The sequence below is a fragment of the Bradyrhizobium sp. CCGB12 genome (genome assembly GCF_024199845.1).
Classification (GTDB): Bacteria; Pseudomonadota; Alphaproteobacteria; order Rhizobiales; family Xanthobacteraceae; genus Bradyrhizobium.
Genome location: NZ_JANADO010000001.1, coordinates 7,778,907 through 7,796,261, shown reverse-complemented (window position 1 = coordinate 7,796,261; position 17,355 = coordinate 7,778,907). Strand labels below are relative to the sequence as shown.

The 17,355-nt window shown below is 65.3% G+C and carries 20 protein-coding genes; 9 read left to right on the top strand and 11 right to left on the bottom strand.

From position 1 onward, the window contains the following. Window positions 1-125: 125 nt before the first annotated feature. The 3 genes from modA to modC are packed head-to-tail and all read left to right on the top strand — an operon-like array spanning window position 126 to window position 2,285. The gene (gene modA, locus NLM27_RS35715) at window positions 126-911 is read left to right on the top strand and encodes a molybdate ABC transporter substrate-binding protein (RefSeq protein ID WP_254147730.1); all 786 of its coding nucleotides are present in this window, start codon (window positions 126-128) and stop codon (window positions 909-911) included. A 13-nt stretch (window positions 912-924) separates the two neighbouring features. Then, window positions 925-1,620, top strand: coding sequence for a molybdate ABC transporter permease subunit (gene modB, locus NLM27_RS35710; protein WP_254147729.1), 696 nt, complete (start codon window positions 925-927; stop codon window positions 1,618-1,620). Window positions 1,621-1,622: 2 nt separating this feature from the next. Beyond that, the gene (gene modC / locus NLM27_RS35705; protein ID WP_254147728.1) at window positions 1,623-2,285 is read left to right on the top strand and encodes a molybdenum ABC transporter ATP-binding protein; all 663 of its coding nucleotides are present in this window, start codon (window positions 1,623-1,625) and stop codon (window positions 2,283-2,285) included. Window positions 2,286-2,337: 52 nt separating this feature from the next. On the opposite strand, the gene NLM27_RS35700 is transcribed toward modC, so the two are convergent. Continuing rightward, the gene (locus NLM27_RS35700) at window positions 2,338-2,610 is read right to left on the bottom strand and encodes a PepSY domain-containing protein (RefSeq protein ID WP_254147727.1); all 273 of its coding nucleotides are present in this window, start codon (window positions 2,608-2,610) and stop codon (window positions 2,338-2,340) included. A gap of 347 nt (window positions 2,611-2,957) precedes the next feature. After that, window positions 2,958-4,751, bottom strand: a complete 1,794-nt coding sequence (locus tag NLM27_RS35695; RefSeq protein ID WP_254147726.1) for a potassium/proton antiporter — start codon at window positions 4,749-4,751, stop codon at window positions 2,958-2,960. Between the two features lie 216 nt (window positions 4,752-4,967). Between NLM27_RS35695 and NLM27_RS35690 the strand changes: the two genes are divergently transcribed. Further along, the gene (locus tag NLM27_RS35690) at window positions 4,968-6,278 is read left to right on the top strand and encodes a mechanosensitive ion channel family protein (protein WP_254147725.1); all 1,311 of its coding nucleotides are present in this window, start codon (window positions 4,968-4,970) and stop codon (window positions 6,276-6,278) included. 125 nt (window positions 6,279-6,403) lie between these two features. Beyond that, window positions 6,404-7,222, top strand: coding sequence for a type I methionyl aminopeptidase (gene map / locus NLM27_RS35685; protein ID WP_254147724.1), 819 nt, complete (start codon window positions 6,404-6,406; stop codon window positions 7,220-7,222). Here map and NLM27_RS35680 read toward each other — a convergent pair whose 3' ends face one another. Next, window positions 7,223-7,843: a bifunctional transcriptional activator/DNA repair enzyme AdaA gene (locus NLM27_RS35680; RefSeq protein ID WP_254147723.1), complete on the bottom strand. Its 621-nt coding sequence runs from the start codon at window positions 7,841-7,843 to the stop codon at window positions 7,223-7,225. Between the two features lie 135 nt (window positions 7,844-7,978). Between NLM27_RS35680 and NLM27_RS35675 the strand changes: the two genes are divergently transcribed. The 4 genes from NLM27_RS35675 to NLM27_RS35660 all read left to right on the top strand — a co-directional run bounded on the left by NLM27_RS35675 (window position 7,979) and on the right by NLM27_RS35660 (window position 11,435). Further along, a complete protein-coding gene (locus tag NLM27_RS35675) occupies window positions 7,979-8,920 on the top strand; it encodes a DMT family transporter (protein ID WP_254147722.1) in 942 nt (313 codons plus the stop codon). 79 nt (window positions 8,921-8,999) lie between these two features. Next, window positions 9,000-9,848, top strand: a complete 849-nt coding sequence (locus tag NLM27_RS35670; protein ID WP_254147721.1) for an intradiol ring-cleavage dioxygenase — start codon at window positions 9,000-9,002, stop codon at window positions 9,846-9,848. A gap of 57 nt (window positions 9,849-9,905) precedes the next feature. After that, on the top strand, window positions 9,906-10,619 hold the full coding sequence (gene radC / locus NLM27_RS35665) for a DNA repair protein RadC (RefSeq protein WP_254147720.1): 714 nt from the start codon (window positions 9,906-9,908) through the stop codon (window positions 10,617-10,619). A gap of 27 nt (window positions 10,620-10,646) precedes the next feature. Further along, window positions 10,647-11,435 carry a DUF4239 domain-containing protein gene (locus NLM27_RS35660; protein WP_254147719.1) on the top strand — a complete coding sequence of 263 codons (789 nt, stop codon included), beginning with the start codon at window positions 10,647-10,649 and terminating at the stop codon, window positions 11,433-11,435. Between the two features lie 149 nt (window positions 11,436-11,584). On the opposite strand, the gene NLM27_RS35655 is transcribed toward NLM27_RS35660, so the two are convergent. The 8 genes from NLM27_RS35655 to NLM27_RS35620 form a co-directional block, all read right to left on the bottom strand. Beyond that, window positions 11,585-11,905, bottom strand: coding sequence for a hypothetical protein (locus tag NLM27_RS35655; protein ID WP_254147718.1), 321 nt, complete (start codon window positions 11,903-11,905; stop codon window positions 11,585-11,587). A 137-nt stretch (window positions 11,906-12,042) separates the two neighbouring features. Continuing rightward, window positions 12,043-12,351, bottom strand: a complete 309-nt coding sequence (locus tag NLM27_RS35650; protein ID WP_254147717.1) for a hypothetical protein — start codon at window positions 12,349-12,351, stop codon at window positions 12,043-12,045. Between the two features lie 118 nt (window positions 12,352-12,469). Next, window positions 12,470-12,844, bottom strand: a complete 375-nt coding sequence (locus NLM27_RS35645) for a hypothetical protein (protein WP_254147716.1) — start codon at window positions 12,842-12,844, stop codon at window positions 12,470-12,472. A 95-nt stretch (window positions 12,845-12,939) separates the two neighbouring features. Next, a complete protein-coding gene (locus NLM27_RS35640) occupies window positions 12,940-13,632 on the bottom strand; it encodes an AprI/Inh family metalloprotease inhibitor (RefSeq protein WP_254147715.1) in 693 nt (230 codons plus the stop codon). Then, on the bottom strand, window positions 13,632-14,621 hold the full coding sequence (locus NLM27_RS35635; RefSeq protein ID WP_254147714.1) for a 2-hydroxyacid dehydrogenase: 990 nt from the start codon (window positions 14,619-14,621) through the stop codon (window positions 13,632-13,634). The genes NLM27_RS35640 and NLM27_RS35635 overlap by 1 nt, the downstream gene beginning before the upstream one ends. Next, the gene (locus NLM27_RS35630) at window positions 14,621-15,439 is read right to left on the bottom strand and encodes an ABC transporter permease (RefSeq protein WP_254147713.1); all 819 of its coding nucleotides are present in this window, start codon (window positions 15,437-15,439) and stop codon (window positions 14,621-14,623) included. Before NLM27_RS35630 ends, NLM27_RS35635 begins: the two co-directional genes overlap by 1 nt. Then, window positions 15,436-16,251, bottom strand: a complete 816-nt coding sequence (locus NLM27_RS35625) for an ABC transporter ATP-binding protein (RefSeq protein ID WP_254147712.1) — start codon at window positions 16,249-16,251, stop codon at window positions 15,436-15,438. Before NLM27_RS35625 ends, NLM27_RS35630 begins: the two co-directional genes overlap by 4 nt. A 10-nt stretch (window positions 16,252-16,261) precedes the next feature. Beyond that, window positions 16,262-17,284, bottom strand: a complete 1,023-nt coding sequence (locus tag NLM27_RS35620; protein WP_254147711.1) for an ABC transporter substrate-binding protein — start codon at window positions 17,282-17,284, stop codon at window positions 16,262-16,264. Window positions 17,285-17,355 lie beyond the last annotated feature (71 nt).

Genomic DNA, 17,355 nt, shown 5'->3' with positions numbered 1-17,355 from the left:
TATCCCTGCCGGCCGTAAGCCGCTGCGGGGCCCCGTGGAACAGCGCTTCCACCCGTCGCATCCGACCCACACAACGCCAGAATTGCGCACGCATTTGCGCGCGAGCTCGGACGGAGCGCTATCCCATGATTCGTATTGCCGGACTATTCACCGCCTTCGTGATCCTCGCGGGCGCGAGCCTTTCGCCTGCTGCCGCCGAGGACAAGACCCTCACCGTGTTCGCCGCGGCGTCGATGAAGAACGCGCTCGATGAGGTCGACGCCGCCTACACCGCCAAGACCGGTGTCAAGATCACCGCGAGCTACGCCGCGAGCTCAGCCCTCGCAAAGCAGATCGAGCAGGGCGCGCCGGCCGACGTGTTCGTCTCCGCCGACACCGACTGGATGGACTATGCGGTCTCCAAGAAGACCATCAACGAGTCGACCCGGGTCAACCTGCTCGGCAACAGCATCGTGCTGATCGCGCCGAAGGATTCCAAGATCGACAACGTCACCATCGCGCAGGGGTTTGACCTCGCAAAACTTGCCGGCGACGGCAGGATCGCGACGGGGGACGTCAAGTCCGTTCCGGTCGGCAAATACGCCAAGGCGGCGCTGGAGAAGCTCGGCGCTTGGCAGGTCGCCGAGCCGAAATTCGCCATGGCCGAGAGCGTGCGCGCGGCGCTGACGCTGGTGGCCCGCGGCGAGGCCAACCTCGGCATCGTCTATTCCACCGACGCCAAGGTCGAGCCCGGCGTCAAGGTCGTCGGCACCTTCCCGGCGGATTCGCATCCCGCGATCATCTATCCTGTTGCTGCGACCACGACCGCAAAGGGCGAGACAAAAGACTATCTCGCTTTCCTACGCTCCACGACGGCCAAGACCATTCTGGAGAAATACGGTTTCAAGTTTCTGGTGAGCCCGACCACCTGATACCACCGCGTTGATGTTCGACATCTCTCCCGCCGAATGGACGGCGATCCTGCTCTCGCTCAGGGTCGCCGTCGTTGCGACGCTGGTGGCAACCCCGTTCGGCATTGCGCTGGCGTGGCTGCTCGCCCGCAAGGATTTCTGGGGCAAGTCCGTTCTCGATGCCGTCGTGCATCTGCCGTTGGTCTTGCCGCCGGTTGTGACCGGTTATCTCTTGCTTCTGACTTTCGGCCGCCGCGGCCTCGTCGGCGGCTTCCTCGCCGATTATCTCGGCATCGTCTTCGCCTTCCGCTGGACCGGCGCGGCGCTCGCCTGCGGCCTGATGTCGTTTCCGCTGCTGGTGCGGCCGATGCGGCTGTCGATCGAGGCGATCGACCGCCGGCTCGAGCAGGCGGCGGAGACACTCGGCGCAGCGCCGTGGAAGGTGTTCTTCACGGTGACACTGCCGCTGGCGCTGCCCGGCGTGCTCGCCGGTATGGTGCTGGGCTTTGCCAAGGCGATCGGCGAGTTCGGCGCCACCATCACCTTCGTCTCCAACATTCCCGGCGAGACCCAGACGATTTCCTCCGCGATCTATTCGCTGATCCAGACGCCGGACGGCGACGCGGCCGCCGGACGGCTGGTCATCGTCTCGATCGTACTCGCGATCGGCGCGCTGATCGCCGCCGAATGGTTCGCGCGCCGCGCCACGCAACGCCTGCACGGAAACTGACGATGCTGCGCGTCGACATCGAAAAACAGCTCGGCGAATTCTCGCTCCAGGCAGCCTTCACCGGCGAAGGCCGCGTCATCGGCCTGTTCGGCGCGTCGGGCGCCGGCAAGAGCTCGCTGGTCAACATGATCGCGGGCCTCTTGCGGCCCGACCGCGGCACCATCGTGATCGATGGCGAGACCGTGGACGACACTGCGGCCGGCATCCACGTGCCGACCTGGCGCCGCCGCATCGGCTATGTGTTCCAGGATGCGCGGCTGTTTCCGCATCTCAACGTCGCGCAGAATCTCGACTACGGCCGGCGGATGAACCGCTTGGCCGCCGACCCTGCCCAGCACAAGCGCATCATCGACCTGCTCGACATCGGCGCGCTGCTTGATCGTCGTCCCGGAAAGCTCTCCGGCGGCGAACGCCAACGCGTCGCGCTCGGCCGCGCGCTGCTGTCAAAGCCGCGCCTGCTGCTGCTCGACGAGCCGCTCGGCGCGCTCGACGAGGGCCGCAAGCTCGAGATCCTGCCCTATCTGGTACGGCTGCGGGATGAGGCTAACGTGCCGATGGTCTATGTCAGCCACGACGTCGCCGAACTGCGCCAGCTCGCCACGCAGATCGTGATGCTGAAGCAGGGAAGGGTGACGAGTTTTGGCGGGGTGAAGGTGCTGACGTAGAACGAGGCGGATCGCGTCTCCGACCTGCCTCGCTCTAACTTGCGACCGTGAGCTACCAGCCGCGATCGACGTTGCGCACTTCGCCGGTTCGGGCGTCGACGTCGACCTCCATCCAGCGGCCGGTGCGATCGCGGCCTTCGATCTGCCATTCGTCGCCGGCGAACTCGGTGTGCGAAATGGTCATGACGCCGATATCGGTCGCGACGTCGAGCGCGGCCTGCATCGAGATCTGATCGCCGGTGTCATACGCCATGGCCGGCGCCGCCGATCCCAAGCTGATTCCCAAGCCAATTGCGACGATGGCCGGAATGATGAATTTTTGCATGGACTGCTCCTGTCAGGTGCATTGACCGTTACGCGGAGAACGAGCGGCGTCGCAGAGCGTTCCGCATGCAGAGGTCACGAAGCCGCGCAAATCTTCGGCGGTTGCGGCGATTTGGTGGCGGCTATCGGGCGACCGATGTTCCCGCGGGCTGCGATGTCGCGGTTGAGGCAGGGCCCTTCAACAAACACCGTCATTGCGAGCGCAGCGAAGCAATCCAGATTCTCTCCGCGGGACAGATCCTGGATTGCTTCGTCGCAAGAGCTCCTCGCAATGACGCGTTCTTGGTTGGCTTCGTCCAACCAAACTACAGTCGGTGGCTATGGCTTTCGCCAGGACAACGGCCGAGCCTAAACCCCCGCAACCGAGCTCCACACGTCGGCCAGCTTACGCCGCAGCGCCTGCGCGCGGGTCAGCGGCAGGGGTGTTTCGTCGTCTTCCGGCAGGCGCAAGCCGACGACGTTGATGCGGCCGCCGGAGATCGAGCGTGCGACGAGCACGATCGTGTCCAGCGCGAGCTCGGCGCCCTCTTTCGGCGCGTGGTCGAGATGGACGTCGAAATAATCGGCCAAGGTCAGCTTGCCGTCGTCCTCGCCGACCTTCACGCCGTAGATCTCCGCGAGCTCGGCGAGCGTGTGCTCGCCGGAGACCATGAAGTCGCCGAGCAGATGCGGATCCGGCGCCGAGCTCGGCTGCATGTCGACGAAGAAGCGGTCGAGCGCCTCGGCCTTCTCCGGCGGCGCCAGCAGGTAGATATAATCGCCGGGCGCGATCGGATCGGCCTCCACCGGCGTCAAAATGTTCTCGTTGCGGATCACCAGCGTCGGCTTGGACCAGGACGGGATCAGGCCGCGGCGGAAATACAGGCTCTTCGGCCGCACCGGATAGCCGACCAGCTGCTGCTCGAGCTGGCCGGGCAGGTCGAGCTCGACGCGGCGCGGGCCGCGCTCGGCGCGCGGCAGCGCCACGTGCAGCTTGCGCGCAGCCGGCGCCAGCGTCCAGCCCTGCAGCAGCAGCGAGATGATGACGACGACGAAAGCGACGTCGAAGTAGAGATAGGCCTTCGACAGCCCTACTAGCATCGGGATCGATGCCAGGAAGATCGCGACCGCGCCGCGCAGGCCGGTCCAGGCGATGAATACCTTCTCGCGCCAGTTGAAGCGGAATGGCGCCAGGCACGCGAACACCGCGATCGGCCGCGCGACAAGCATCAGGACGAGCGCGACGCCGACCGCCGGCAGCACGCTGGCCCCTAACCGGCTCGGGGAGACCAGCAGGCCGAGCAGCACGAACATCACGATCTGCGCCAGCCAGGTCGCGGCGTCCAGGAAGGCCACCACGGAATTATGCGCGCGCGTCGGCCGGTTACCGATGATGATGCCGGCGAGATAGACGGCGAGGAAGCCCGAAGCGTGCATGATCTGCGAACCGCCGAAGATCACGAGGGCGCCCGTCGTCACGAACGGCGCATGCAGGCCCTGCGGCAGCGCCACCTGGTTGAGCGCGATGACGACGAGGCGTCCGCCGATGACGCCGACGATGGCGCCCAGCACCGCCTCCTGGACGAACTCCATCAGCACATGGCCGGGCGAGCTCGATCCCAGCGAGATGTATTCGACCAGCATGAGCGTCAGGAAGATCGCGAACGGGTCGTTGGTGCCGGATTCCGCCTCCAGCGTCGCGCCGACGCGCGGACGCAGGCGCAGGCCCTGGGTGTGCACCAGCAGGAACACGGCGGCCGCGTCGGTCGAGGCGACCACGGCCCCGACCAGCAGCGATTCCGACCAGTTGAGATCGAGCGCATATTTTGCAAACGGCGCCGTGATCAGTGCGGTCAGGAGCACGCCGACCGTCGCCAGCACCACGGAGGGCGCGAGCACGGTGCGGATGCTGGCAAAGCGTGTCCTGAGGCCGCCGTCGAACAGGATCAGCGCGAGCGCGACCGAGCCCACCAGATAGGTGGTGCGGACGTCGTCGAACTGGAGCTGGCCGGGGCCGGAATCGCCGGCGAGCATGCCGATGACAAGGAAGACGAGCAGCAGGGGCGCGCCGAAGCGCAGCGCAAGCAAGCTGGACAAGATGCCGGCCATGACGAGGACGGCGCCGAGCAATATGGCGAGGCTGACAGAGTCGAGGGAAGCCATCCACCTTCCGGGTATAATTCGCTGGAATTGCATCCTTATCGTCGGCACTCTCCCGCGCCAACCCATTTTCTCCCGCTCGCGGCAATCTGCCCGCATTTTGCGGCCTTAACGCGCTTCACTTGGCGGTGTATCGATGGTCCGGCCGCGCCCTTTGTGGGATTCTGCGGCTCCCTCGAATCAAATCCTCCCGCCCGCTTCCCGACGAGACCGACGGACATGGACCTCAAAGACTTCGTGGAGTTCGTGCAGACCACCGCGCGCAGCGTCGGGGCGGAAATCTCCTCACCCTGGTTCTACCTGCAATTCGGTCTCATCCTGGCTGCGGCCGGCATCGCCTATGCCGCGGAGGCCGCGATTCGCAGCCGCGTCGACATGACGTCGCTCGCCATGCGCTGGCCGCTGCCGCTCCGGCACTCCGCCCGGGTGATGGTCTCCAGCGCCTCGACGGCGGTATTCACCCTGCTCGTAATCATCGAGCGCGTGGTGATGTATCATGCGACCTGGCCGAGCCGCAGCTATCTGCTGATGGTCGCCGCCAAGCTGGGCCTCGCCTGGCTCGTGATCCGGCTGGTAACGTCGGTCTTGCAAAACGCCTTCATCGTCAAGCTGGTGTCGATCACGGCGTGGTTCGTCGCGGCGCTCTCCATCATCGGCCAGCTCGATGCGACGATCGAGCTGCTCGATTCCTTCGCCATCGTGCTCGGCGGCCTGCGGCTGACCCCGCTCCTGGTGATCAAGGCCGGCGCGCTGCTGCTGATTGCGCTCTGGCTGACCAATATCGCGAGCAATTTCGCCGAGAGCCGGATCAATTCGGCGACCGATTTGACGCCGTCGGTGCAGGTGCTGCTGGTCAAGATCATCCGCATCGGGCTTCTTGCCATCGCAATTGTCATTGCGCTCGGCGCGGTCGGCATCGACCTGTCGGCGCTCGCGGTATTCTCCGGCGCGGTCGGCGTCGGCATCGGTATCGGCCTGCAGAAGATCGTCGCCAATTTCATCTCCGGCATCATCCTGCTGGCCGACAAATCGGTGAAGCCCGGCGACCTCGTCACCATCGGCGACAATACCGGGCGGATCAGCGCAATGAAGACGCGCTATATTTCCGTCGCCGCCGGCGACGGCCGCGAGTTTCTGGTGCCGAACGAGGATCTGGTGACGCAGAAGGTCGTCAACTGGACCTACACCGACAAGAACACGCTGGTGAAGATCGCCTTCGGCACCAATTACGACGCCGATCCGAAGCTGGTCTGCAAGCTCGCCGCCGAGACCGCCGCCGCCCATCCCCGCGCGCAGAAAGGCAAGCCGCCGAACTGCATTCTGACCGAGTTTGCGGAAGCCGGGATGAAATTCTCGCTGACCCTGTGGCTCGCCGATCCCGACGGCATGGACACCGTCAAGAGCGACGTCATGCTGGCGCTGTGGGACGCCTTCAAGCGCGAGGGCATCCGGGTTCCCTACCCCGTCCGCGAAATCCGCGTGCGTGGCGGCGCCCTGCCGGTGGAAACCACCGTCGAAGTCCCGAATTAGGCCCACTTTCGGGCGCAGGGAGCAGGCTTGGCTTGCATGAAGGCCCGCAATCATTAAATTGGGGTGTGAAATCAAGCCTTTCCGCCCACATCGAAATCAGACCGAGCCCGGAAGACAGTTCCCGCATGAGCTACGTCGAAGCCACCGATACCTCCCTGCGCAAGACCGGACAGATCAAGCTGCATGGACCGGCCGCCTTCGCCGGCATGCGCAAGGCGGGCGCGCTGGTGGCGAAGTGCCTCGACGAGCTCACCGACATCGTCGGGCCGGGCGTGCCGACCTCGCACATCGACGAATTCGTCCGCGACTTCGCCTTCAGCAACGGCGCCTATCCGGCAACGCTGATGTATCGCGGCTACCGCTACTCGACCTGCACCTCGCTCAACCACGTCGTCTGCCACGGCATGCCCGGCGACCGCCCGCTGAAGGAAGGCGACATCGTCAACATCGATGTCACCTTCATCGTCGACGGCTGGTATGGCGATTCCAGCCGGATGTATGCAGTCGGCCCGATCGCCCGCAAGGCCGAGCGGCTGATCGAAGTCACCTATGAGGCGATGATGCGCGGCATCGCGGCCGTCAAACCCGGCGCCACCACGGGCGACATCGGCCACGCCATCCAGAGCTTCGTCGAGCCGCAGGGCATGAGCGTGGTGCGCGATTTCTGCGGCCATGGCCTGGGTCGCATGTTCCACGACGAGCCGAACATCATCCATATCGGCCGGCCCGGCGAGGGCGTGCAGCTCAAGCCCGGCATGTTCTTCACCATCGAGCCGATGATCAATCTCGGCAAGCCGCACGTAAAGATCCTCTCCGACGGCTGGACCGCCGTCACCCGCGACCGCTCGCTGTCGGCGCAGTTCGAGCACTCCGTCGGCGTCACAGCTGATGGCGTCGAGATTTTCACGCTGTCGGAGCGGCACCGCGAGAAGCCGCTCGGCTGATCACCGCACGGGCTCCGCCGCACCCTGTCGCGGGCGCCGGAATGACGAGGGCGGCCGTTTGTAGGTCGCAGCGAATGCGTCGTTGAAACGGCGGACGCTGCCGAAGCCTGCCGCGAAGGCAATCTCCGCGAAATTCATGCTGGTCTGGTCGATCAGTCGCTTGGCTTCCTGCACGCGCCGGGTCGCCGCGATCTCGCTCGGGCTCGCGCCGGCGTGGCGCATGAACAGGCGGAGCAGATGGCGCGGGCCGACCCCCAGGGCCTCCGCAAGCTCCGCCATCGATGCGCGATCCAGGAATCCGTCATTGATCAGCCGCATCCCGCGGGCGACGGTGGTCGCCGTTCCCATCCAGGCCGGAGACCCCGGCGCGGCCTCCGGCCGGCAGCGCAGACACGGGCGGAAGCCGGCCCGCTCGGCGGCGGCCGCGGTCGCATAGAAGGTGACGTTCTCGGAGCGAGCGGGACGAACGGGACAGACCGGCCGGCAATAGATCCGCGTCGAGCGAACGCCGGAGAAGAACAGACCGTCGAAAGCACGGGCACGCGCGAGGCGCGCCCGATCGCACGTCTCCCAATCGAGATGCGGTGGCAGCATCTGCCGATGCGTCGAGCCTGTCGCCATGGCCCGACAATAAGTCCGGCGCGGCCTCGCAGATAGCTGGAATCGGACTCGGTCGGGTGATGAGGTCCGAATTCGGCCAGCCTTCGCTGCTGGCAGGGACCATGGTGCCGGTCGATCCCCGGAGCAGATCATCGCATGAGCATGCAGGCACCACAGGCAAGATCAGGGCATACCTCCCTCGCATCCGAGATCACGCTGTTGCTGCTGCTCTCATTGATCTGGGGCGGCTCGTTCACGCTGATCAAGATCGCCGTCCCGACAATTCCGCCATTCACGATGGTTGCCGTACGGGTCGCGATCGCGGCAATTCTCCTGACATCGATCGCGGCTGCGCAAGGACACTCCCAGCCCCGGCAGCGCTCGGTCTGGGCGGCCTTTTTCGTGCAAGGGCTGCTGCAAAGTGCGCTGCCCTTCACCCTGATCAGTTGGGGCGAGATGCATATTTCGAGCGGGCTCGCCGGTGTCCTCAACGCAACGCCGCCGATGTTCGTGCTTGCGATCGCGATGATGAGCGGCCGTGGGCGGCGGACGATCAGCGGTCAGAAGATCGCCGGTATCGGACTTGGGCTTGCCGGGGTCGCCCTGACGATGGGCATCGATGCGCTCTCCGGCTTCGCCACGGCGGCGCCGTTGGCGCAGGTGGCCGTGCTCGGCGCGAGCCTGTGCTATGCGCTCGCGCCGATATGGGGGCAGCGGTTCGCCAAATTTCCCGCGATCGTGACGGCAGCGGGGGCGATGAGTTGCGCTGCAATTCTGATGCTCCCCGCGGCCGCAATCGTCGAGCGCCCCTGGACGCTGGCGCCGACGGCGCAGGCGATCGCGGCGGTCCTTGGCCTTGCGGTCATCTGCACGGCGCTCGCAATGGTGATCTATTTCCGCCTGATCCGCACGCTCGGCCCGCTCGGGACGACAAGCGGGAGCTACCTGCGCGCGGGCTTTGCGGTGGCGCTCGGCACCGGACTGCTCGGCGAGCGCTTGACCTGGTCGATCCTTGCCGGGATGGCGCTCATCGTCGCCGGAGTAATCGCGGTCACGGTTCCCTCAGGCGCCGGAAACGGCAAGACACGTCCGGGCTGATTGCCGCCATCATCGCAGCCCGATCTTGCCATCGTCCCTGCCGATCACGATCTCCCGGAAGACGGACAGGAGAAATGAAGTGGGTACGTCGACGCGTCGCGGATTCCTCGGTTTCGTATCGGCCAGTGCCGCCGGCCTGTTGCCGGGCCGCGCAGAAGCTGCGCCCGGCGCTGCGGATGGCGAGCCCGCCTGCATCCTGACGCCGCAGGCCGAGGAAGGGCCGTTCTATTCCGCCCCTGAACTCGTCAGGTCCGACATCGCCGAAGGCAAGCCCGGCGTGCCCCTGACCTTGCGGCTGCGCGTGATCGAGGCGGGGCCCTGCACCGCCATCCCCGGTGCGCGGGTCGACATCTGGCATTGCGACGCCAAGGGGCTTTATTCGGCGTTTCCCGGCCAGGGCGACGCGCACAACATCGATGCGACCAGCAAGACCTTTTTGCGCGGCACGCAAAGGACAGACGAGGCCGGCTGGGTCAACTTCAACACCATCTATCCCGGCTGGTATGACGGCCGCACCACGCACATCCATTTCAAGGTGTTTCTCGACGAGCGCACGGTGCTGACCGGGCAAACCTTCCTGCCCGACGCGCTCAACGAGTTCATCTACACCAACGTGCCCGATTATCGCGACCGTGCGCGGCAGCGCGTGGTGATCAACGCCAACGATCACGTCATCGAAAGGTCCGATCCCGAGCATCGCGCCTTCTGCGCGGTGAAGGAGGAGCGTGACCGCTATGTCGCGACACTGACACTCGGCGCCGACCGCCGGGCGCAGGCGACAGTGGGGCGCGCTGGCCCTCCACCACCCGGCATGCGCGGTGGACCGCCGCCGGGCCCGCCGCCCGCGGACATGGGCGCGCCGATGTTCGGCCGTCCGATCAGGGATCGGCTGGCTGCGCTGGTGCCCGGATTGAAGCCGAGCCGCTAGCATGCCGCCGCAATTGACGGTTGCAAAAGCGCAGGTCCCCGGCAATGCTGGCGGTTGATGCCCGCCAAACCAGACCACGACAAGAGCAAGCCTGAGGAAACGCCGCACTATCACGGCCATCGCGAGCGGCTGCGCGAGCGCTTCTATAGCGCGGGTGCGGACGCGCTCAGCGACTACGAGCTTTTGGAGATGGCGCTGTTTCCGGCGCTGCCGCGGCGCGACACCAAGCCGCTGGCGAAGACGCTGATCAAGATTTTCGGCTCGTTCGCCGAGGTCGTGCATGCGCCGGTCGCGCGCCTGCGCGAGGTCGACGGCATCGGCGAATCCGCGGTCCACCAGCTCAAGCTGATTGCCGCCGCGGCGCACCGCGTCGCCAAGGGCGAGGTCAACAGCCGCAATGCGCTGTCGTCGTGGAACGAGGTGATCGCCTATTGCCGCACCAGCATGGCCTTCGCGGACAAGGAGCAGTTTCGCCTGCTCTTCCTCGACAAGCGCAACCAGCTCATCGCCGACGAGGTGCAGCAGACCGGCACGGTCGACCACACGCCGGTCTATCCGCGCGAGGTGATCAAGCGCGCGCTGGAGCTGTCCGCGACCGCGCTGATCCTGGTGCACAACCATCCCTCGGGCGATCCCTCGCCCTCGCAGGCCGACATCCAGATGACCAAAGCCATCATCGAGATCGCGAAGCCGCTGGGAATTGCAGTGCATGACCACATCATCGTCGGCAAGAGCGGCCACGCCAGCCTGCGCGGGATGCGGTTGATCTAGAGCCTCAAATCAGATGACAAGGAAGCGATGAACAACTGGCTGCACAATCTGCCGGTGCCCTTGATGGCGCTGGTGATCTTCGGATTCACCTATCTTCTGGCCGCAGCGATCTTCGCAGGCATCGCGCTTGTCGCGACAGGAGAGCGCGCAAAATCGCTCAAAGCGATCTCGCCGGGCATGCTGCCCGTGCTCGGCATCATCTTCGGCCTGTTCGTCGCCTTCACCGCGGCGCAGGTCTGGGGCGACAGCGACCGCGCCAGCGCCGCGGTGAGCCGCGAGGCCAGCTCACTGCGGAGCGCCGTGCTGCTGGCCGCCGGCCTGCCGGCTGAGCAAGAGACAAAACTGCGCGCCCTTGTGCGCGACTATGTCGGGCAGGCCGTCAAGGTGGAATGGCCGATGATGGCGCATCGGGAGGTGTCCCTGAGGGCCACGCCGCCTGCGCTTGCCGAAGCCCTGCAATTCGTCGTCGCGATGACGCCACAAGGTCCGGGTCCGGCGACGGTGCAGCGCGAACTCATCGCCACGCTGGAGCAGGCGCTGGACGCGCGGCGGCAGCGGATCATCGTCAGCCTCGCCGCGGTCAATCCAGTCAAATGGTGGTGCCTCTACCTCCAGGCCACCTGCGCATTGCTGGTGATCGGCCTCGTTCATTGCGACAATCGGCTGGGATCGGCGATCGCGATGGGCCTGTTCGCAACGGGGGTGGCCACCTCGGTCCTGCTGATCGCCGCGCACGACCGGCCGTTCGCCGGTCAGATCTCGATCCAGCCAGAGCCGCTGCTCCAGATCATGCCGGAAGCAGCGGCGAAGACCTAGAGCGCGATGAGATCGGGATAAATCGCCATCGCGCTTTAGGTTGTTGTTTGAGCATGTTCTCCGCGCAAACGCGTTCCGCGCTTGTCGCGAGGGAAAACCGCTGCACCCTTTTCCGGATCATGCTCTGGAGCGCGGCCGCTCGCGTCAGCTCAGTAGCAATATCTGTGATCGACCCGGACATAGTAGCCGTCGGGGCGCTGCATGTAGCAGCCGCGCTGATAGGCGTAATAGCCGGAGCGGCGGCGCTCGCCCTCGGAGGCGATCGCGGCGCCCGTGCCGGCGCCGACCACGGCGCCGATTGCAGCTCCACGGCCTCCGCCGAGCGCGCCACCGAGGATCGCCCCACCGACGCCGCCAATGATCGCGCCGCCAAGAGCATCCTGGGCCGCAGCTTCACGGACCGGCATCGCCATCGCAACCGTCAGGCACGCCGCTACTCCCAAACTTCCAATGCGCAGACCTCGAAGCATGCTCGCCCTCCCTGTGGTGAGGCGAGTTCTAGCGCCGGAAGCGGATTCGGGCCAGATCAAATCGCCTTCCGTCCGTCCCAAAGCGGTGGGATGTCGCCGTGGTCCCCGCCCCGCGTGGGATGCCGGTCGCGTCGGCCTCACTTGGCGACCGCGAAGGCGAGCACGATCCTTTCGGGTGTCTGCTTGAAATCCTTGGTGACAGCGTCGCGAACGAGTCCCGCGAGTTCGTTCAGCGGCCTGTCTTCATAGGGACGCGGGAATTGAACCGTCACCGACACCAGCCTCCCATTGTGCCAATTGAAGCCGACCGCCGGCTTGACCCCGGTCGATTGTTCAAGGTCAGCCTCCACCGCCTTCGCCTGCTTGAATCCATCCGTCACCGTGCTTATGGCATCGCAGCCCGCAAGCGTCGCCACGCAGACGAGCAGCAAAACAAGTCTGAACATGAAGATTCCCACCCCTGATAACGCGTGCATGATTGCGCCACAAAACCGAAGGCGTCAACGGTTGGTTGCGCTGACGAACTGATGCACGCGATCTCGCGACAAGCGCGAGCGCGTCCTCTCAGGGATCGATCCAGCGCTGCACGGCCTCGGCGGTGTCGGCGGGCGTGGTGTTGAAGCAGATCGCGGCCTCCGGCGCGAGGCGGTGGACGAGGTTGAGCACCTTCTCGAACAGCAGCAGACGTTCCTTCGGCTCGCGCAGCCCTGCGCCGATCACGATGCAGTCGAAGCGCTCGTCGCGCAACGCCGCCGTCACGGCGGCCTCGGCGGCTGCATCGAGATCGATCAGGCAGCTCGTGACCTCAAAGCCGAGACCGCGCAGGCGCAGGAGCTGGGCCTCGATGTAGCTGCGGACATGATCGGGCGTGAGCTGCGGGAATGCGCTGTAATCCGCATTGCCGGGTTCGATGCCGATCGCGAGGACGCGCTTGGCCATGCCGGATCTCCCAACGGGATTGCCCCTTCCGTCAACGGGATGCCCTGTCGGCAGGTTCCGCATTCGCTTGCCGTCAACCGGCAGCGGTGGGCTGCCTACTGACGCAGCATGATCAGGGGATCGGCGGTGTCGGGGACACGCCGCCACTGCGCGTTGTCGTCGGCCTCGAACTGCCAGGCATCTCCTGATTTCGACATCAGGATGATCTGGCCGCGCTCGAGCCGCCATTGCGTCGGGTTGAACTGGGCGATTGCCGCGTCGCATCTCGGCTTGAGGAAGACCTGGAAATTGTCGGGACCCGCCTCGGTGTTGGTCAGCGTCAGCCCGCACACCGGCTGGCCATTGCCGCGCACCATCGACCAATCGCCGATCATCTGGTCCATCGACTTGGCCATCGAGCGGGCGGCGGCGAGATCCTGCAGGATGTAGACGCCCTCGCCCTGGCGCAGGCCCTCGAAGATGCCGGCCTCGACCTCGGTGAAGTCGATCACGGCTTCACCGGTTGCGTCCTGCAAGCGGACGATGTCGAGCCCCCTGACGCTCCAGGCGACGATGTCCTTGGTGAAGGGTAGCGCGGTCTTGCAGGCGGGTTCGAGCTCCAGCTTGAAGCCCTGGCCTGTGGCGTCGCCCTTGAGGGTGACGACGCAGGTCTTGCTGCGCTCGGTGGTCGAGAGCTCCCATTGCCCGGGCATCGACTTCTTCAGGGTCGTCGCATCCTGCGCATGCGCGATGCCGATCGCAGCCAAGCAGGCCGCGACGGCGAATGCAACGCCCCGAAGAGCTCTCATCAGCGCCCCCTGAACGGCGTTTCCACAACCGGCGTCAGCGGCGCCTTGCCTGAGAACCATGACTTGAGATTGTCGACCACGAGCTGGTCCATCGCGTTGCGCGTCACCACCGAGGCCGAGCCGATATGCGGCAGCAGCACGACGTTCTGCATGGTCTTGAGCTCGTCCGGCACGGTCGGTTCGGCCGCGAACACGTCGAGGCCGGCAGCGAGGATGGTGCCCGACTTCAGCGCCTGGATCAGCGCCGGCTCGTCCACCACCGAGCCGCGCGCCACGTTGACCAGCACGCCGCGCGGACCAAGCGCCTTGAGCACCTCGGCATTGATCATCTTGTTCGTGCTGGCGCCGCCGGGCACGATCACCATCAGCGTGTCCACCGCCTTCGCCATCTCGATCAGGTCGGGATAGTGCTTGTAGGAGACGTCCTTGGACGGATTACGCGAGTGATAGACCACCGGCACCAGCGAGGCATCGAGCCGGCGCGCGATGGCCTGGCCGATCCGGCCCATGCCGACGATGCCGACCTTGCGGTCGCGCAGCGAGCCGACGCTGAGCGGATAGTTCTGCGTCTGCCAGAGCCCGGAGCGGACGTAGCGGTCGGCCTTGATGAACTCGCGCAAGGTGGAGATCAACAGGCCCATGGCGACGTCGGCGACCTCCTCGGTCAGCACGTCGGGCGTGTTGGTGACGATGATGTTGTGCTCGGCCGCGTATTTGGCGTCGATGTGGTCGTAGCCGACGCCGAAGCTCGCCACCATCTCGATCTTGGGCAGCTGCGACAGCGAATCCTTGTCGGCCCGCACGGTGTGATAGGTCACCGCGACGCCGCGGATCCTCTCGCGGATCGCCGGCGTCAACCGCTCGAGGTCACCAAGCGTCTCGGCCTTGTGCACGACGAAATGATCGGAAAACCCGTTGTCGAGGATCGGCCGGACCGGTCCATAAATCAGAAGATCGATCTTTTCGGACGAAATCGAACCGGTAGACATCAGCTTTCCTTTCCAAGCGCGCTCTCATGCCAGCGCCGTAAAACGAGGTGGGAAACTAGCGCCAGCACCCCATAGATGACAATCCCGGCGAGCGACAACAAAAGCAGCGCCGCGAACATGCGGGGTATGTTCAATCGGTAGCCGGATTCGGCGATCCGATAGGCAAGCCCGGAGCCGGCGCCCGCCGTTCCCGCCGCAATCTCGGCCACGACCGCGCCGATCAGCGACAGGCCGCCGGCGATGCGCAGGCCGCCGAGGATGTAGGGCAGCGCCGCGGGCAGCTTCAGGAAACGCAGGGTTTGCGGCGGCGACGCACCATAGAGCTGGAACAGGCCTGAGAGGTTGCGGTCGACCGAATTGAGCCCGAGCGTGGTGTTGGAGAGCACCGGGAAGAAGGCGACGATGAAGGCGCAGACCACGACCGCGGTCTGCTGCTCCAGATAGATCAGCAGCAGCGGTGCAATCGCGATCACAGGCGTCACCTGGAGCACGACGGCATAGGGGAACAGCGAATATTCCACCCATTTCGACTGGTTGAACAGGAGCGCCAGCGCAATGCCGCCGATGCTGGCAGCGACGAAACCTTCCAGCGTGGTCAGCAGCGTGGTGGCCAGCGATTGTGACAGCACCGCCCAGTCCTTGATCAATGTCAGAAAGATGACGGAGGGCGCCGGCAGCACGTAAGGCGGGATGTCCTTGATGCGGACCACCAGCTCCCAGGCCAGGAGGCCGGCCGCGAACACGATGACGGGAAGCACGAAGCGCATCGCACGTTGCACACCTTGCGGTTTTGCGGGGACGGCGGCTTGCGCGTTCATAGCGTCGACTGCCCCGAATAGGACGGCGCCAGCGCGGCCGACACTCTTCGGCAATAATCGGAATAGGCGGCGGAGGTACGAAACTCCTCTCCGCGCGGCTCGACCGTCTCGATGCGGAGGTCGGCCTGGATGCGGCCGGGCCGCGCCGTCATCACCACCACGCGCTGCGACAGATAGACGGATTCGAACACCGAATGGGTGACGAAGATGACGGTCTTGCCAAGGCTGCGCCACAGCGTGAGCAGATCGTTGTTGAGGCGGAAGCGCGTGATCTCGTCGAGCGCCGCGAACGGCTCGTCCATCAGCAGGATATCGGGATCGGTGACGAGCGCGCGAGCCAGCGACACCCGCATCTTCATGCCGCCGGACAGCTCGCGCGGAAAGGCGTCGGCGAAATCGGCAAGGCCGACACTGGCCAGCGCCTCATCGGTACGCGCGCGCCCTTCCACCTTCGCGACGCCGCCAAGCTTGAGCGGCAGCCGCACGTTCTCGCGCACGCTGGTCCAGGGCATCAGGGTCGGCTCCTGGAACACGAAGCCGATGCCGTGGCCCGGCTGCGGAACGCCCTCGGGGCGCGCCACCCGCACGATTCCGGACGAGGGCGTGCTGAGCCCCGCGATCAGCCGCAGCGCGGTCGACTTGCCGCAACCGGACGGGCCCAGCAGCGAGATGAATTCGCCCTTGCGCACCGCGAGGTCGAGCGGGCCGAGTGCCATGACGCCGTTGTCATACACTTTCGTCACGTCGCGCAGGCTGACGGCGAGATGCGTCAGCCCGGCCTCGACCCCGGACGAGGTTTTGACAGCGGACATGGACCTTGCGTTACGGCTTGCTCGGGCGCAGCTCGACGCCGACGCCCTTGTTGACGAAGCGCAGCGTATAGGATTTGCGGAAGTCGAGATCGGGCTTGACCACGCCGGCCTTGACCATCTTGTTGAAGAAGGAGGCGTAGCGCTCGTCGCTCATCGCGCCGATGCCGTTCTTGAGGGAATCGCCGGAATCGACGATGCCGTGTTCCTTCATCTTGGCGACGGAATAGGCGAGCAGGTCGTCGGTCATTTCAGGATTGAGCTTCTTGATCATGGCATTGCCGGCGGAATTGTCGCGGTAGATGTAATTGTACCAGCCGACCATGGAGGCATCGACGAAGCGCTGGACGAGATCGGGCTTCTTCTCGACCACGTCGCGGCGGGTCTCGATCAGCGTCGAATAGGTGTTGAAGCCGTAGTCGGCGAGCAGCAGCACGTTGGGCTTGAAGCCGGCCGCCTTCTCGACCGCGAAGGGCTCCGACGTCACGTAGCCCTGCATCGCGCTCTTGGGGTTTGCGATGAAGGGCTGCGGATTGAAATTATAGGGGCGGACGTTCTTCTCGCTGAAGCCGTATTCGGATTTCAGCCACTGGAAGTAGCTGGTCATGCCCTCCTTGGAGACGAACAGGGTCAGCGGCTTGAGATCCTCGATCTTGGCGACCTTGGCGTCGGGATGCGTCAGCATCACCTGCGGATCCTTCTGGAAGATCGCGGCGATCGTGATCACGGGGACGTTGCTCGCGACCGCATCAAACGACATCAGCGTGTTGGCGGCCATGAAGAAATCGATCTTGCCGGCGATCAGGAGCATCCGGTTGTTCTCGTTGGGACCGCCGGGGACGATGGTGACGTCGAGGCCGTATTTCTTGTAGGTGCCATCGGCGACGGCCTGGAAGAAGCCGCCATGCTCGGCCTCGGCGACCCAGTTGGTGCCGAAGGTGACCTTGTCGAGCGTCTCGGCGCTTACAGCGGCGCTTCCGGCCAAAGCGGCCATCAAGCCCGCAATGAACGCTCGCCGCAGATGAGAGGGGGTCATGATGGCACTCCGTCGATCGCTTCCAGCCCAATCGCGTCTAGCTCATGTCGAACCAACGCGATAGAACCGCA

What these genes read in the sequence shown, in the direction of transcription:
- NLM27_RS35635 (WP_254147714.1), bottom strand. Translation starts at nt 14,621, where the DNA reads ATGTCTACCGGTTCGATTTCGTCCGAAAAGATCGATCTTCTGATTTAT.
- NLM27_RS35640 (WP_254147715.1), bottom strand. Translation starts at nt 13,632, where the DNA reads ATGAGAGCTCTTCGGGGCGTTGCATTCGCCGTCGCGGCCTGCTTGGCT.
- NLM27_RS35680 (WP_254147723.1), bottom strand. Translation starts at nt 7,843, where the DNA reads ATGGCGACAGGCTCGACGCATCGGCAGATGCTGCCACCGCATCTCGAT.
- modC (WP_254147728.1), top strand. Translation starts at nt 1,623, where the DNA reads ATGCTGCGCGTCGACATCGAAAAACAGCTCGGCGAATTCTCGCTCCAG.
- NLM27_RS35700 (WP_254147727.1), bottom strand. Translation starts at nt 2,610, where the DNA reads ATGCAAAAATTCATCATTCCGGCCATCGTCGCAATTGGCTTGGGAATC.
- NLM27_RS35695 (WP_254147726.1), bottom strand. Translation starts at nt 4,751, where the DNA reads ATGGCTTCCCTCGACTCTGTCAGCCTCGCCATATTGCTCGGCGCCGTC.
- modB (WP_254147729.1), top strand. Translation starts at nt 925, where the DNA reads ATGTTCGACATCTCTCCCGCCGAATGGACGGCGATCCTGCTCTCGCTC.
- NLM27_RS35655 (WP_254147718.1), bottom strand. Translation starts at nt 11,905, where the DNA reads ATGCTTCGAGGTCTGCGCATTGGAAGTTTGGGAGTAGCGGCGTGCCTG.
- map (WP_254147724.1), top strand. Translation starts at nt 6,404, where the DNA reads ATGAGCTACGTCGAAGCCACCGATACCTCCCTGCGCAAGACCGGACAG.
- radC (WP_254147720.1), top strand. Translation starts at nt 9,906, where the DNA reads ATGCCCGCCAAACCAGACCACGACAAGAGCAAGCCTGAGGAAACGCCG.
- NLM27_RS35645 (WP_254147716.1), bottom strand. Translation starts at nt 12,844, where the DNA reads ATGGCCAAGCGCGTCCTCGCGATCGGCATCGAACCCGGCAATGCGGAT.
- modA (WP_254147730.1), top strand. Translation starts at nt 126, where the DNA reads ATGATTCGTATTGCCGGACTATTCACCGCCTTCGTGATCCTCGCGGGC.
- NLM27_RS35675 (WP_254147722.1), top strand. Translation starts at nt 7,979, where the DNA reads ATGAGCATGCAGGCACCACAGGCAAGATCAGGGCATACCTCCCTCGCA.
- NLM27_RS35690 (WP_254147725.1), top strand. Translation starts at nt 4,968, where the DNA reads ATGGACCTCAAAGACTTCGTGGAGTTCGTGCAGACCACCGCGCGCAGC.
- NLM27_RS35620 (WP_254147711.1), bottom strand. Translation starts at nt 17,284, where the DNA reads ATGACCCCCTCTCATCTGCGGCGAGCGTTCATTGCGGGCTTGATGGCC.
- NLM27_RS35650 (WP_254147717.1), bottom strand. Translation starts at nt 12,351, where the DNA reads ATGTTCAGACTTGTTTTGCTGCTCGTCTGCGTGGCGACGCTTGCGGGC.
- NLM27_RS35660 (WP_254147719.1), top strand. Translation starts at nt 10,647, where the DNA reads ATGAACAACTGGCTGCACAATCTGCCGGTGCCCTTGATGGCGCTGGTG.
- NLM27_RS35625 (WP_254147712.1), bottom strand. Translation starts at nt 16,251, where the DNA reads ATGTCCGCTGTCAAAACCTCGTCCGGGGTCGAGGCCGGGCTGACGCAT.
- NLM27_RS35630 (WP_254147713.1), bottom strand. Translation starts at nt 15,439, where the DNA reads ATGAACGCGCAAGCCGCCGTCCCCGCAAAACCGCAAGGTGTGCAACGT.